Annotated in this window: 19 protein-coding genes; 16 read left to right on the top strand and 3 right to left on the bottom strand. The window is 62.6% G+C overall.

Annotated elements, in window-relative coordinates; translation table 11 throughout:
- Positions 1 to 31 precede the first annotated feature (31 nt).
- From deoD to VLT15_11120, 3 genes are all read left to right on the top strand, one after another.
- Positions 32 to 757, top strand: a complete 726-nt coding sequence (gene deoD, locus VLT15_11110; protein HSR45759.1) for a purine-nucleoside phosphorylase — start codon at positions 32 to 34, stop codon at positions 755 to 757.
- A gap of 34 nt (positions 758 to 791) precedes the next feature.
- Complete coding sequence (locus VLT15_11115; GenBank protein ID HSR45760.1) at positions 792 to 1,388, top strand: molybdenum cofactor guanylyltransferase; 597 nt, start codon at positions 792 to 794, stop codon at positions 1,386 to 1,388.
- A 179-nt stretch (positions 1,389 to 1,567) separates the two neighbouring features.
- Positions 1,568 to 1,792, top strand: a complete 225-nt coding sequence (locus tag VLT15_11120; protein ID HSR45761.1) for a helix-turn-helix domain-containing protein — start codon at positions 1,568 to 1,570, stop codon at positions 1,790 to 1,792.
- Here the strand turns inward: VLT15_11120 and VLT15_11125 are convergent.
- Positions 1,776 to 2,312, bottom strand: coding sequence for a hypothetical protein (locus tag VLT15_11125; GenBank protein ID HSR45762.1), 537 nt, complete (start codon positions 2,310 to 2,312; stop codon positions 1,776 to 1,778). The genes VLT15_11120 and VLT15_11125 overlap by 17 nt on opposite strands.
- 45 nt (positions 2,313 to 2,357) lie before the next feature.
- On the opposite strand from VLT15_11125, the gene VLT15_11130 reads away from it, so the two are divergent.
- From VLT15_11130 to efeU, 11 genes are all read left to right on the top strand, one after another.
- Entirely contained in the window at positions 2,358 to 3,068 is a 711-nt protein-coding gene (locus tag VLT15_11130) for an SAF domain-containing protein (protein ID HSR45763.1), read from the top strand.
- Between the two features lie 91 nt (positions 3,069 to 3,159).
- A complete protein-coding gene (locus tag VLT15_11135) occupies positions 3,160 to 4,239 on the top strand; it encodes a hypothetical protein (protein HSR45764.1) in 1,080 nt (359 codons plus the stop codon).
- Positions 4,236 to 5,516 (top strand): ATPase, T2SS/T4P/T4SS family, encoded by a 1,281-nt coding sequence (locus VLT15_11140; GenBank protein HSR45765.1) that lies wholly within the window; start codon positions 4,236 to 4,238, stop codon positions 5,514 to 5,516. The genes VLT15_11135 and VLT15_11140 overlap by 4 nt, the downstream gene beginning before the upstream one ends.
- The gene (locus VLT15_11145) at positions 5,513 to 6,412 is read left to right on the top strand and encodes a hypothetical protein (GenBank protein HSR45766.1); all 900 of its coding nucleotides are present in this window, start codon (positions 5,513 to 5,515) and stop codon (positions 6,410 to 6,412) included. Before VLT15_11140 ends, VLT15_11145 begins: the two co-directional genes overlap by 4 nt.
- Positions 6,409 to 7,371 carry a type II secretion system F family protein gene (locus VLT15_11150; protein ID HSR45767.1) on the top strand — a complete coding sequence of 321 codons (963 nt, stop codon included), beginning with the start codon at positions 6,409 to 6,411 and terminating at the stop codon, positions 7,369 to 7,371. The genes VLT15_11145 and VLT15_11150 overlap by 4 nt, the downstream gene beginning before the upstream one ends.
- Before the next feature lie 34 nt (positions 7,372 to 7,405).
- On the top strand, positions 7,406 to 7,606 hold the full coding sequence (locus VLT15_11155) for a hypothetical protein (GenBank protein HSR45768.1): 201 nt from the start codon (positions 7,406 to 7,408) through the stop codon (positions 7,604 to 7,606).
- A gap of 11 nt (positions 7,607 to 7,617) precedes the next feature.
- Positions 7,618 to 7,989 (top strand): hypothetical protein, encoded by a 372-nt coding sequence (locus VLT15_11160; protein HSR45769.1) that lies wholly within the window; start codon positions 7,618 to 7,620, stop codon positions 7,987 to 7,989.
- Entirely contained in the window at positions 7,986 to 8,450 is a 465-nt protein-coding gene (locus VLT15_11165) for a hypothetical protein (GenBank protein ID HSR45770.1), read from the top strand. Before VLT15_11160 ends, VLT15_11165 begins: the two co-directional genes overlap by 4 nt.
- On the top strand, positions 8,447 to 8,863 hold the full coding sequence (locus tag VLT15_11170) for a pilus assembly protein TadG-related protein (GenBank protein HSR45771.1): 417 nt from the start codon (positions 8,447 to 8,449) through the stop codon (positions 8,861 to 8,863). Before VLT15_11165 ends, VLT15_11170 begins: the two co-directional genes overlap by 4 nt.
- A gap of 4 nt (positions 8,864 to 8,867) precedes the next feature.
- A complete protein-coding gene (locus VLT15_11175) occupies positions 8,868 to 9,362 on the top strand; it encodes a hypothetical protein (GenBank protein ID HSR45772.1) in 495 nt (164 codons plus the stop codon).
- A gap of 161 nt (positions 9,363 to 9,523) precedes the next feature.
- A complete protein-coding gene (gene efeU, locus VLT15_11180) occupies positions 9,524 to 10,369 on the top strand; it encodes an iron uptake transporter permease EfeU (GenBank protein ID HSR45773.1) in 846 nt (281 codons plus the stop codon).
- Positions 10,370 to 10,489: 120 nt separating this feature from the next.
- Here the strand turns inward: efeU and VLT15_11185 are convergent, their stop codons facing one another.
- The gene (locus VLT15_11185) at positions 10,490 to 10,984 is read right to left on the bottom strand and encodes a DoxX family protein (GenBank protein ID HSR45774.1); all 495 of its coding nucleotides are present in this window, start codon (positions 10,982 to 10,984) and stop codon (positions 10,490 to 10,492) included.
- Between the two features lie 149 nt (positions 10,985 to 11,133).
- Positions 11,134 to 11,940 (bottom strand): methyltransferase domain-containing protein, encoded by an 807-nt coding sequence (locus VLT15_11190; GenBank protein HSR45775.1) that lies wholly within the window; start codon positions 11,938 to 11,940, stop codon positions 11,134 to 11,136.
- Positions 11,941 to 12,089: 149 nt separating this feature from the next.
- On the opposite strand from VLT15_11190, the gene VLT15_11195 reads away from it, so the two are divergent.
- Both VLT15_11195 and VLT15_11200 read left to right on the top strand, forming a co-directional pair.
- A complete protein-coding gene (locus VLT15_11195) occupies positions 12,090 to 13,094 on the top strand; it encodes an ATP-binding cassette domain-containing protein (protein HSR45776.1) in 1,005 nt (334 codons plus the stop codon).
- Entirely contained in the window at positions 13,094 to 13,972 is an 879-nt protein-coding gene (locus VLT15_11200; GenBank protein ID HSR45777.1) for an ABC transporter permease, read from the top strand. The genes VLT15_11195 and VLT15_11200 overlap by 1 nt, the downstream gene beginning before the upstream one ends.
- Positions 13,973 to 14,093: the final 121 nt, after the last annotated feature.

Here is a 14,093-nt window from a genome sequence, read left to right on the forward strand (position 1 = left end):
AAGTTACCGACCTAAGCGACCAGGAGGAAGGGTGCCAACCCCACATATCGCGGCCCAACCGGGCGACTTCGCCGAGGCGATTCTGCTCCCCGGCGACCCGCTGAGAGCCGAGTACATCGCGGAAACGTTTCTGTCGGACGCCAAGAAGGTGAACGCAGTCCGAAACATGCTCGGGTTCACCGGCACCTACAAAGACATGCCCGTATCCGTCATGGGAACCGGTATGGGCATTCCGTCCTCCTCTATCTACGTCTCCGAACTCATCGACCAGTACGGTGTTCGACGCCTCGTCCGCGTCGGATCCTGCGGTGGCATCAGCTCGGACGTCAATGTGCGGGACGTCATCGTCGCCACGGGAGCTTCGACCGATTCTGTCGTCAATCGGGCCCGCTACGGTGGCTGGGACTATTCCGCCATCGCCGACTTCAATCTCGCGCGCACCGCGGTTCTGGCTGCCGAGCAGGCAGGTGTCGCCGTCCTGGTTGGCAATATCCACTCAGCCGACCTCTTCTACAACCCCAACCCCGCCGCGTTCGACATCATGGATCGGATGGGTGTGCTTGCCGTCGAGATGGAAGCTGCCGGCATCTACGCTGCGGCCGCCGAACGGCGAGCCAGGGCCCTCACCATCCTGACCGTGTCCGACCATGTCCGGACCGGGGAATCCACCAGCTCCGATGAACGCGAGCGGGGGTTCGACGCGATGGCGAAGATAGCGTTGGAAGGCCTCCTCCTCGACAGCCGGGAAGCCTCCTGATCGCGAACCACTACCTGCATCCGGTGGGCTGATCATGAGTTCCGACGGCCTCCCGGCGACCAATGAGTCCGTTGGTCCTCTGGGCGTGATCCTGGCTGGCGGCGCGTCGACCCGGATGGGTTCCGACAAAGCCCTGGTCGAGGTGGATGGGGAGCCGATGATCGAACGGGTCGCCCGTACCCTCAACCTCGTCTGCGAGGACCTCCTGGTGGTCGGACGTCACGGCGTCCTCGCCGGTGTGCCGTGTGTTCCCGACGATCACCCCGGTCGACTGGGGCCCGCGGCCGGGGTGGCGACCGCCTTGCGGGCGGCCGCCGGGCGTTCGGTGCTCGTCGTCGCCGTTGACCAACCGTTCGTCCGGGTCGAAACGCTTCGATTCCTGGCTGCAATGGAGCAGACGACCGTCCCGCGAGATGAAGTCCTGCAGATCACCTGTGCGCTCTTCACGTCTGAGGTCTTCGGCGTGATTACGGCTGCGGTCGACGACCGAGTGCCGCTGTGGAAGGTAGTCCGCGACAAAGCCCGGATAGTCGACGAGTCCGAGTGGCGATCCTGGGGCGAAGACGGTCGCTCTTGGTTCAGCGTCGACACGCCGGCGAGTCTCGTCGAAGGCTTGAAGCTGTTCGGATAGCACAGAGATGTCCCGGAGGCATCGCCGCCGTCCGGACCGCCCCGGTCACAGGCTCCCGACCGAGGCCCGGCCCGGGCGGTGAAACGTGCGGATGATTCCGCGATTATTCCCTTTCGTCTCCCACGACAAATCGATGCTGCATGCTGTAGAATAGCGTTGACTACCCGAAGGAGTTGTCAGTGGCTGAGGACTATCCGCCGATTCTGGACGCTGCGCAAGTGGCTGAATTGCTCGGAATGAACGTGCAAATGGTGCGGATGTATGCCCGCGAAGGCCGCATTCCTGCCTACCGCCTTCCGGGTGGTCGGGCATTCAAGTTCTTCCGTGATGAGGTCTTCGAGTTCCTCAAAGCACATCCGGCGACCGATGTTCGGGAGGAGGACGAAGTCAGCGTTGAAGAGTGAAGGCGATTGCAGAGAGGGGGATGAACCACTGCGTCCGGTCTCGATCCTCCAGAACGAGATGGTCGGTACCGACGACCTTGATCCTTCCAGGAAGCTGTTCCGGTGTGGCTGATGAAACGATCTCGACAAACTCCCCGGAAATTTCCAGTTCGAGCATTCGAGATCGATACGATTGAGAGGCGTTGGCACGACCCCGCCCGCCTTCTTGAGCACGGCGCAGTACTCGTAGAGCGACTGGACCGGCGAGGTTGATACTGACGAGAGAGTGGGGAGTTTCGAGAATGGCCAGATCGCCTGCGGCGTGTGTGATCACTCCACTGAAAGACGAACCGGCTCCGTTTACGCCGACTTCATCGCCCCGGTTCATGAGTTCGAGGGCAATATCGGTGAGAGTCCTTCGGCGCAAGGTCATCTTGGCAGCGTCTTCTTCGACCGCTTCTGCCTCCAGCCGGAACTCGCCTCCAACTTGTCGGCGCAGCTCGGAACCGAGCTCGTCGAAATCGGGGTCGGACCAATCCATCTCTATCCACCGTTGCTGTTGGTATTCCGATGTGAGGGTACCGAGATGAAGGCCGAAGGGTCGACTCGCCGGACCTCACTCCTTGGCCGTCTCTCCGCGGGACATTTCATCATGTTGCTCGCGGGTCTGCTGGCAGTATTGGCGAACTTCGCGGTGCTGCGTGCACGCGATGAGAGTTTCCTCGTTGCGGTCGCCGATAGGGATCTCGGTCGTGGGACGGTTGCGACGGCCGACGCGTTTCGCGTGGTTGAAGTGCAGGTCGATTCTGATCTGTTGGTCACCCTCGTCGAGGCTGAGAACCTGGCCGAGCTGGGGGGCCGGATCGCCGCGCGCTCCATTGCGGACGGTGAGCTGATCCTCGCCTCAGACTTCGTAGCGGCGGCTGCACCGTCGGAGAGGCGGGCGATGAGTATTCCGGTTGCGAGGGTGCATGCCGCCGGGGGAATGATCACGGATGCCGACGTTGTCGACGTTGTCGCGGTCGTGGACGGCATTGCTGAGTACATTGTGGTGGCTGCTCCTGTGCTTGATGTTGCCGCGCCTTCAACAACCGGCATAGGGTCGAGCGGTGAGTTCTACGTCACGGTCGCCGTCGACGCCACGACCGCCCTTCGCATCGCCGGCGCAATGGACCGAGGTTCGATCGAGATCGTTCGGTCGACAGGAGCGAGCAGGCCGATCGAAATGATCTTCCCGCCACCGTCGAACGACCTGGGCGATGAGACTTCAACCAGCGAGCCCGATGCTGGAACCTGAGCTCGGGATCGCCGTATCCCCCCGGGAATGGGGCGAGCGACTTCACCGGTTCGTCGCGGATCACGGTGGTGCCCGGGTTAGGACTCGCGTTATGCGGCCCGAGGACGTTCTTTCCGAGCGATTCGACGTTCTTATCATCGACGATCTCACTTCTTACCTGACTCGCAGGCTCGTCCAGCACGCGCAGGCCACCGGGAAGTCGGTGCTGGGCGTGTACGACGGTATCGAGTTCAGGGAGGGTGAAGAGCGTTTGCGTTCGCTGGGGGTCGATGCGGTGGTGGACGCGCATGCCTCTCCGGAAGAGTTCCTGAGGGTGATCGGCCGGATCTACTCGAGTTCCAGACCAACTGGTCGTGACCCTGCTGCCTCGCCGGAGGTGTCGGATGTGCCGGTCGAGCCCGTGAAATCTGCCGGACGCATAACTGTGATGGGTGGACCTGCTGGTGGCGTCGGACGCACTGAGATCGCCGTTGCCCTGGCCGGTGCTTTGAGATATCGGGGCGAAGCGGTGGCCCTCGTGGATGGAGACAATCTCGCTCCATCGATCGCGCAGCGATTGGGGTTGGGGCTCCACCCGAATCTGAGGACGGCGGTGGACGCGTTGCATCACCGACGCGACGGCCTTCTCGGATCGTTGGTGTCTCCGCGCCATTTCAGGGTTGACGTCCTCGCCGGCCTGGCCAACCCGCGCGATTGGATCGAGCTCCGCTCCGGTGATGTAGTCGAGGTCGTGAAGGAGCTGGCCGATGACCGAGACAGGGTGATCGTGGACATCGGCTCACGCATTGAGGATGCGTCGCCTCACGGAGGACTCGATCGCAACGGCCTTGCCAGATCGATCCTGGCAGCGGCCGATGAGGTCGTCGCGGTCGGATTGCCGTCCCCGGTGGGCGTCGCTCGCCTGATCGAATGGCTGGCAGATGCCGGCTCGCTCCTGGACCAGACCCCGGTGCACTCCGTATTCAACCGGGTCACCAAGTCGAGTTTCTTGCAGCGGGAGGTGACCAGGGAGTTCACGCGAAGTTTCCGACCGGAGACGCTGTCGTTCATTCCCGACGACCGCCGGGTGTTTGAGGCTTCCTGGGCAGGAGAGCCCGTGCCTGTTGGGTCCTTTTCGAAGGCGGTTGCTTCGCTGGCCTCCCACCTCGGCGGGAAGGTGCAGACCCCATGACGACGAATGCATACGACTTGATTCGGAAGACGGCCGTTGACGTCATCGAGAGCCGGAAGATCGATCCTCAGCGAGATCGAGTTGCCGTCGAACTTGTCGTTGCCTCCGTCGTCGACGACTACCAGCGCAAAGCTCATCTTGGGGATCAGCGAGCGCTGCATGATCCGGGGGAGATGGTCGGTCGGGTCATCAGGTCGATCGTGGATTTCGGTCCCCTGACGGATGTGCTGGCCCGGCCCGACGTCGAGGAGATATTCATCGAGGGCGCGCGAGTCACCTATATCGACGGGTCGGGACAGCTGAGAGCGATTGCGGTTCCGACTACCGACGCCGAAAACCGGCAAGTTATAAACCGACTGCTGGCCGACACCGACCGCCATCTCGACACGGCCAGCCCAATCGTCCAGGCCCGCGTGCTGGCGGACTCGGCGAGGATGACCGCCGTCATTCCGCCGATCTCCGATCAGTTGTCCGCGACGATCCGTCGCTATGCGCTGCGGAATGAGTCCCTACCGTCACTGGTGGAGTTGGGGGCGATTACTTCAGCCGCCGCCGGGTTTCTGTGGGCGATCATGCAGACTGGTTTGTCGGTTCTGATCTCCGGCCCACCAGGCGCTGGGAAGACCTCACTGTTGAGCGCCATGATGACGGCCGCACCCCCGACACACTGTCTCCGCTGTTGTGAGGAAGTGCGCGAGTTGCACGTGCCCATCGTCCATGGCTCGTATTACGAGGCGCGGCCGCCGTCGCTGGACGGAGGAGGCGAGATCTCACTTCGTGATCTCGTGAAGATCGTGCTGGCTATGCGTCCCGATCGGATAGTCGTGGGCGAGGTGAGAGGAGCGGAAGCTTTCGAGTTGACCAGGGCGGTCAATGCCGGCTGTGGCTTCGCATGTACGGTCCACGCCAACTCCGCACCCGATGCTCTCAACGCGATCGTGAATGCCGCCTTGATGGCCGGTGAGAACGTGACCGAACCGATCGTGCGAAGGGTGTTCTCCTCGTCTATCGACTTCGTCGTTCACCTCGACCGCGATTCTCTACCGCAGGCCGGTAATGATCGACTCAGGCGGCAGGTGATGGAGATCATGGCTGTCATCCCGGCGATGAGGGATGACTTCTCGGTAGAGCCCATATTCGTTCGTGAATCTATAGGTCGACCTCTCGAGTGGACTGGGGTGTTTCCGTCCGAGCAGACGACGGCAATCATCAATAGGTCGCTTCCGCACGGCATCGACCTCAAGGCGATTCTCGAAGGTCGAGCGAACCCGTCGTGACCCTGCTTGCTTCCCTACTTTCCGGGCTTTTCGTCTTTCTGGTGGCAGGGGTGATCACCGGGAAGGGACCTCGATTCGACATACACAGGAACCGTCGTCCGGCAGTTTCGGATCAACAGACGTGGCTGATTCAGGCCGGAATCGACTTGACCCCAAGGCAGTTCTGGGTGACGTCGCTGGGCGCGGGCGTCATCGCCTTCTTCGTGTTTCTGCCGATAACCGGCGTGCCACTCGTTGCGTTGATGCCGGCAATCGTCGTTGCGATTCTTCCACGCGCATACTTCTCGCGGCGAAGAGCTCAGAGACTGGCAGAGGTACAACAAGCATGGCCGGACGGGATCCGAGATCTGATTGCGTCCATTGCCTCGGGCATGTCGCTTCCCAAGGCCGTGGAGACCCTATCGCAGCGTGGGCCTGTGCCACTCCGAGAAGCTTTTGCCTCATACCCGTTACTGGCCAGAAACCTGGGGGTGGTCCCGGCCCTGGAAGTGATCAAGGAGGAGTTGGCCGATCCGACATCTGATCGTGTGATCGAGGTGCTGGTCCTTGCATACGAACGTGGGGGAGCGATCGTTTCACGCATCTTGCAGGATCTGGCCGAAGCGACCACCCGCGATCTCTGGGCCCTTGAGGAGATGAGAACCGAGGCGCTCGAGCAGAAGATCAACGCCAGGGCCGTATTTGCCCTTCCCTGGTTTGTGCTGGTCGCGCTGACTGCTCGAGCCGGAATGTTCCGGGACTTCTACCGGTCTCCCGGTGGGGCAGTCGTGATCTTGATAGGGGCATCCATGAGCCTGGTCGGAATCTTGATCGTGAGAAGACTGAGCCGGGACCAGGAGGAGCCGCGCGTCATGGGAGGTTCCTCTCTGAGCCTCGGTCGTGAGGCCCCATCATGAGATCGGGCGGAATCGACCTGTTGGTCTCCATCTTTTCGGGGGTTTCCGCTGCGGCTCTTGCTGCGCTGCTGGTCCCTCCGGCCCGGCGCCTGGCACCGCGAGTGCGGCCGTATACGGTGATCAGTAGGACGAACCTCGGTCGAAGCCCGGACGTTCTGAGCGTGGCGGTTCCAGGGCCGATCATGGGGGCGGGTGTCGTGGCTCGGCTATTCGGCCCCATGGTCGTGGCGCTCGCCGGCCGGTTCGGCAAGCTCGTCGAGGCCACGGGCGACGAGGGGATGGCGCTCAAATTGCGACAGGCCGGACTGTTCAACGACCTGCCGGAGGATGTCCGCCTTCAGGAATATCGCATCCGGCAGCTGGGCACCACTGTCGCGGCCTCAGCACTGGGAGGGATCGTCGGATCGGTCGTTGGAGAGGGCGCTTCGCTGGCGGTTCTTCTTGGGGTTCTCGGTTTTGTCGTCGGTGCGACCCGCTCGCGCGCCGCGGTCGACCGTGCAATTGAGGAACGACGCGATCGGATGAGAATCGAGATCTACACGATCAATCAGCTTCTTGCCATGCGAATCCGGGTCGGGGGCGGAGTAGTGCAGGCTGTTCACCAACTGGCGCTTCGTGGCACCGGCGCCGTGGTCGATGAGCTGGGGGAGGCGCTGAGGCTTCATCGCAGCGGAATGCCGGCTGCTGAGGCGTTCAATCGGATCGCAACAACGACGCCGGAGGCGCACTCGGCCAGAACTTACGCTCTCCTGGCCGCCGCCGATGAGCGGGGGGCCGATCTCGGGGAAGCGTTGCTTGCCCTCAGTGAAGACGTCCGGGAAGGGAGGCGAGAGGCAATGAAGCGGCAGGCGACAAAGCGTCGCGCTGCGATGTTGATTCCGACAATCGTGATTCTGGCGCCCGTGATGCTGTTGTTCGTTGCCGCTCCCCTTCCTTCCATGATCTTTGGGAATCTGTGATGAATATGCTTTCGAGGAAGGGAAAGGAGCGGGAGTGATCCGACGATTGTTGGTTCTATTGCAGGACGTGCCGTCTCGAGTGGGCGTACTCCGCCGCGAGGAAGGGCTCAGCACTGCCGAGTTGCTGGGGAACGCTGCGCTGGCAATTGCCGCCCTGGTCGTTATCTGGGGCCTACTCCAGGCGCTCGGCGTGGACGTTATCGACTGGATTCGAACCAAGATCCTCGACGGCTGAGAGTTTTAGGCGTGGACGGTGCCTCTGAGCACGGCATGTCGACCCCGCAGTATGTGCTGGCGGCGGGTCTTGCCCTTCTGCTGTTCGTTGCGTTCGCCAACTTGATCGTGTTCCAATACGGTCGGGGCGTGGTGCGCGCGGCTCTCGATGAGGGCGTTCGGGCCGCTGCGCCATTGGGCGGCGTCCCTGCGGACTGCCAGGCCACGGTCGATTCGTTCATCTTCGATTTGCTGGGCGACGAGATGGGTCGTGGTGTCACGGTCGAGTGCGGTCTGGAAGGAAACCTGGTTGTGGCAAACGCCGCGGTCAGATTCGACGGCTGGGTCATTCCCGATTGGGAGTTCGTCATGTCTGCTGCCGCCGTGAAAGAGGGTCTGCCGTGAGGATCCGGATCGACGACCGGGGCGCCTCCCCGATCGAGTTCGCTCTTGCGGTCGGTTTCTTGCTGATACCGACGGCCGTGCTCGTGATGTCCATCGCGCCCTGGGTCGAGAGGCAATCCTTGGCCCGTGTAGCCGCAGGTGAGGCCGCCCGTGTGTTGGTCTTGTCGCAAGGGTCGACTCCGGACGAGGGGGCTGCATACGGGGTGGTGTTGCAGATCGCCTCCAACCATGGAGTCGATCAGGGTGACGTGTCCGTGTTCTTCTGTGCACCGGAGTCGGCGTCTGATGTGATCAAGGCGGCCTCCCATTGTCCAACCCTCGAACGCGGGGCCATCGTTGATGTCGAAGTCCGGGTTCGCGTTCCGGCGGCGACCGTTCTCGGGATAGGGACTTTCGGCGAAGCGACGGTGTCGTCCCGGGTCTCCGAGCAGGTGGAACTCTTCAGGAGTTTCGCGCCGTGAATGAGCGTGGATCGATTACGTTCTGGATACTGGGGCTGTCGATCGCCTTGTTGTTCCTTGGTGGCATCAGCGTCGATCTCTGGCGAGTGATGTCGGATAGACGGGAACTGGCGGTGGTGGCGGATTCCGCGGCCGCAGCGGCTGCGTCTGCGATTGATGTCGATCATTGGCGCAACGCAGGTGAGGTCCGCCTGCTCTACGACCAGGCTGCCGATTTGGCGGAGAGCGTCGTGGCCCAACACGTTGTAGCCGGCGAGTTGGCGGCTCCGATCGGCGTAGCAGTCGCTGGTGACACAGTGCAGGTGACGATGACGCGTGAAGTGGAGCTGACACTTCTCCGGATTCTCTCGGCAGGCGACGATCCGTTGGTGGTGCGGGTTGTTTCAACCGCGCGAGCCACACCATCTTCGTAGGGCCATGATGGGCGGCGCTGGGGCATGGCGGATTGCATCTGCCTTCGGTCTGATCGTCTTCCTGGCCGGCATCTGTTTATGGCAGTTCATCGACCCTCCTGCCGGCGGAGTAATCGATTCCAAGGATGCCACGGTGAGCAGGGTCGGCCTCACGGTGCTCTCAGAGGAGGAGTTGTGGATCGCCGCCGCGCAAGCCGCTTTGGACGGTTGGGCTGTGTACGCATCGACGGGTGATCTTGCGGAGGTCGAGGGTTTGATCGACCCGGGCGGCCCGCAGTTCGCGCAGTTGCTCGGCGAGGCGTCGACGATCGTGAATGGAGGGGGTTCCTATTCGTTCGTGCTCGATGAGCCGGCGGCCTCCATGCGTGGCGGGTACCCGGTTGTGTCGGCAGAGTTGGCTGTGTTGCTCGACGCCGAGGTGATCGAAAACCTCGAGTGGGACATCTACCTGGTTGAGCGTGAGGGGGTCTGGCTGCTCTGGACGGTCGAGGATCGCTGATCGTGGGTTTTCTCAGCAATGCTGTTGCGCGTGGGGATCAACAGTATTGCGGAGAAACCGGGTGTCTATTCTCAGCAATGCTGTTGCGCGTGGGGATCAACGGTATTGCCGAGAAACCGGCCCGTTCTTGACACTACGGCAATAGTGTAAACTCCCCGCCCATGGCTGCGTTTCTCGTTATGTTGCGTGAAGGAGTTGAGGCGGCTCTTGTCGTCGCAATCCTGCTCGCTTACCTCAATAGGCTCGGTTCCCGTACTCAAATCCGGTGGGTTTGGGTTGGCACTCTCTCGGCGGCATTCCTTTCGCTCTTGATCGGCGTCGTCATCTACAACACCATCGGAGCGCTCGAAGGTCGCGCCGAGGAGCTCACCGAGGGTGCCGTTGCCTTCGCCGCAGCCGGATTGCTCACCTGGATGATTTTCTGGATGGGCAAGAACGCCCGCCAGCTACGCGGCAAGCTCGAGTCCGAGGCCGCTTCCGCAGTCGAAGTCGGTGGAGTCGCCGCACTGGCCGCAGTCGCGTTCGTGGCTGTGATGAGAGAGGGGCTCGAGTCGGCTCTCTTCCTGATCTCGACCACAGTCGGCGAATCGGCCAGCGGCAGTCAACTCCTCGGAGGTCTCCTCGGCCTGTTGACTGCGATCGGGATCGGATACCTGATGTATCGGGGAGGTAGCCGGATCAACCTGCGCGTCTTCTTCCGGGTCACCGGGTTCCTCATCATCTTGTTCGCCGCCGGCCTCGTGTCGAAGGGAGTCCATGAGTTCCAGGAAGCGGCGGTCCTGCCGATCCTGGTTGAACCTCTTTATCAGCTTCCCTTCGGCGATCCAGATGTGAGCACGGTCGCACGGTTCGCCAAGACGATGTTCGGATGGTCGCCGGCACCTTCGCTGCTCATGGTGTTTTCCTACTGGGCCTACTTGCTGCCCATCGGCGCGGCTTTCGCGCAGATGACCGCGGCGAAGCCGCAGGCCGAGGTGGGGCAGGCGAGCAGTAACGCGACCGCGTAGGAGCAGTCGGCCGACCCGCGCGGGTGCACTGCTGCCGGCGAGACACAACCGCCAGAAGCCGTCGATGGTCCCGCGCCCGGACCTGCCGGGTCGCCGCCGAGTCGACTCCTACTTGTCGCCCTAAGCTTCGGCCGGAGGCCGCCAGAAGACTGCCAGCTGGGTGATGCCGGCACCGATACCGGCCAGACCGATGATGAAACCCGGCCAGCCGGAGAAGTCGAGGCCGGCGGCGTTGTCGATCGACCATTCACCTGCGCCTATCGTCGCCATCGTCAGGCCTACCACGCCCAGGGTCATCACATACTCCCATCCCTCGATGGGCCGGTTGAATGCGAAGAAACCCGCCTTGCGGTGATTGGACACTCCGGCGACGACCATCGTCGCGACCAGGCCGGCGGATGCGAAGGTCGTGAGGAATCCAAAGATGAGTCCGGTGCCAATTGCCAGCTCCCCGGCTGCTGCTAGGAATGCCTGCATCTTGGCTTGACGGAAGCCGATGGATTCGAACCAGGTGGCGGTGCTGTCGAGGTTCCGTCCGTGGTTCAAACCGTGGGCAATCATCACGGCGCCGATCGCCAACCGAAGTATGAAGAGACCCAGATCAATCGCTTCCATATCAACCTCTCTCGTCCGGGGATGAGTACTCCCCCCAACCAACTTGGGGCCGTATCGTATTCCATTGCCTCCGGTCATGCTCGAAAGAGCAGGCGGAAACTGTCGCCGGTTTCATCGGGTATTTGTGCCGGGGAGCTGGGCCGATCGGGCTACAGCTCGGCCGAGAGACCCGGCTTCCTCGCCACCCACACAGTCCATTCGAGAACCCGCCGGTCCCGTTCGAACTCTCGCTGCCACTCGCGGGCCATGCTCCTGGCATCGACGGCGGGTTCCGGGCCGTCATACGTGTCGGCGGACTCGATCACGAGCCGGTGATATCCAGCCCAACCCTCATCCGGGCTCACGTAGCAGTGGACCGGTTCGAGGCCGGCCGCCTCGAGAGCCTCGATCTGGTCGGACTCTGAGGTCATCGATGTCTCCGGCCCGATAACCGACTCGAGAGTTGCCCGGTCGATTCCCGCTTTGGCGCGGAGATCGCCGATGGCGATCCGACCTCCGGGTCGCGTGCGCGTGGCGAGTGCCCGTACCGTCCCGCTGAATCCATGCCATATCCATGATGCTCCGAGGCTCACGGCGACGTCCCACTGCTGCCCGTCATCGAGCGACGCACCTCCACCCAGCCACCATTCGACCGAGCCACGCAGCATGCGGCCCTTCGTTCGTTCGGTCGCGCGGGTTAGCACCCATGGCGACAAATCAAGTCCCACGCCCTCGATCTGAGCCCGTTCGGCGGCCTTGAGCAGGAACTCTCCGTGTCCGCAGGCGATGTCGATCATCCGCTCGCCGTCGATGGGAGCCAGACGGTCGACGAGCGACTCGAGCGCCTCGTGCGTCATCGGATTGCAGATGTCGTGCAGGTGATGCATCGCCTCGAAAGGAGCGAAGCGAGCCCACTCTCCCTCGACGTCGGTACCCGGGAGTATCTTCACCGATTCCGGGAGCAGCGGGTGAGCCATTGCTGTGAGGGTAGCGGAGTGAATCGTCCCCGGCCGGAGTCCCCGGGCCGCGGCCGGCCGAGCCTTCAGCCCCCACTCGGCCGGAGACGATCTAACCACCCCGATCGTTTAGCCTCTCGTAGCCGTATTCGTTCTCCAGGGGTGACGCCGTGACCAATCCGATAGTTCGTGTCGAAAACGTCGTCAAGACGTTTCCAAAGGCGAACGTAGTGGCGCTCGATGGTGTGAGCCTCGAGTTTGAGGCCGGAATTGTCTACGGGCTGCTGGGGCCGAACGGTGCCGGAAAGACAACGCTGATTCGTGTTCTGACCACACTGCTGCGCGCCGACTCGGGCTATGCCGAGGTTGCCGGCGTCGACGTGGCGGCCGATCCCACGTCTGCCCGGACACACATCGGACTGGCCGGCCAGTACGCAGCCGTCGACGAATACCTGACGGGCCGTGAGAACGTTGAGATGGTGGGACGCCTCTACAACCTCTCCGCTGTCGAAGCGAGACGCCGAGCCGATGAAGTCCTGCACGGAATCCACCTCGCCGACGCCGCCGATCGTGCGGTTCGTACCTACTCGGGTGGCATGCGCCGCCGCCTCGACCTGGCGGCCTCGCTGGTCGGCAAGCCGAAAGTCCTGTTTCTGGACGAGCCGACCACCGGCATAGATCCGCAAAGCAGGATCGACCTTTGGGACCTGATCGAGGATCTGGTCTCCTCAGGAACCACCGTTCTGCTCACCACCCAGTACCTCGACGAAGCCGACCAACTGGCGGATCGCATCGGCGTGATCGACAACGGGAGGCTGATCGCACAGGGGACGGGAGATCAACTCAAGGATCAGATGGGTGGTTCGGTCATCGAACTGCACATCGCCGAGGAGGATCGGGACGACGCGATAGCGTCGCTGGTCGACGTATCGACCGAACCGGCGATCTTCGACAACTACAGGGGAAGCGTCCGGCTCCCTGCTCCGGACGGTTCCCAGACGCTGATGAAAGTCGTTAGGCGCCTCGATGAGCGGGGCATCGGCGTGCAAGACGTGGCACTGCACAAGCCCACCCTCGACGACGTGTTTCTGAAACTCACAGGACGCGGGGCGGCCGAGGCCGAGGCCGAGACATCGGCATCCGGGAAGAGACGGGGAAGGCGGAGGAGCAACTGATGGCAGCAACAAACGAGAGCGTCGAACGGACGCGGATCACCCCGCTGCACGCCGCCAAGGACATAGCAGTTATCACGAGACGAAACCTGCTGCGCAACATCAGGCTGCCGCAACTGCTGATCTTCGCCACGGTGCAGCCGGTCATGTTCCTGCTGCTCTTCAACTACGTCTTCGGTGGTGCGATAGGTGGGGCGATCCCGCCCGTTGCGCAGGGCGAATACATCAACTGGCTCTTGCCGGGACTGCTGATCCAGGTGGCGGCATTCGGGGCCGGTCAGACGGCACTCGGCCTGACCGAAGATCTGTCGAAGGGCGTGATCGACAGGTTCCGCTCCTTGCCGATGGCCCGGTCGGCCGTTCTGGCAGGACGAACACTCTCGGACATAATCAGAAACGGATTCGTCATCACTCTGATGGTGGTGATGGGCTTCTTCATGGGTTTCCGCTACCAGACCAGCTTCATAGGCTTCTTTGCAGGCCTGCTGGTGGCGATGCTGTTCGCCTACGCCCTGTCGTGGATCATGGCGGCCATCGGCCTGGCAGTGAAGAACCCCGAGGCGGCGCAGTCGGCCGTGTTCCTGCCCGTGTTTCCTCTCGTGTTCGCCAGTTCGGTATTCGTGCCGACGCAGACCATGCCCGAGTGGCTGCGTGCGTTCGCCGAGATACAGCCGATCACCGTCACGACCAACGCCCTACGCGGGTTGATGCTCGGCCGGGAAGCTCTTGCAGACTTCGGACCCGGGATCAATCCGGCCCAGGCGCTTGCGGACGCATCGTCTGTCGGCGGCCAGGTGTTGATGTCCATGCTCTGGTCGATCGGCATCCTGCTCGTCTTCATCCCGTTGTCGGTGCGGGTCTACCGGCGGACGGTCGGGTAGGGCGCCGGGCCGGGCCGCCGGCCGTTGCCTTCAACGTCTGGCAAGCCTGGGCCGAACTCGCCGGGGCGACCGAGTCGTTCAGTGAGGTTGCCGATCGAGTGACAATGAGCCTCGGTCCTCT

The organism is Acidimicrobiia bacterium (genome assembly GCA_035471805.1).
Classification (GTDB): Bacteria; Actinomycetota; Acidimicrobiia; order Spongiisociales; family JAHEDJ01; genus JAHEDJ01.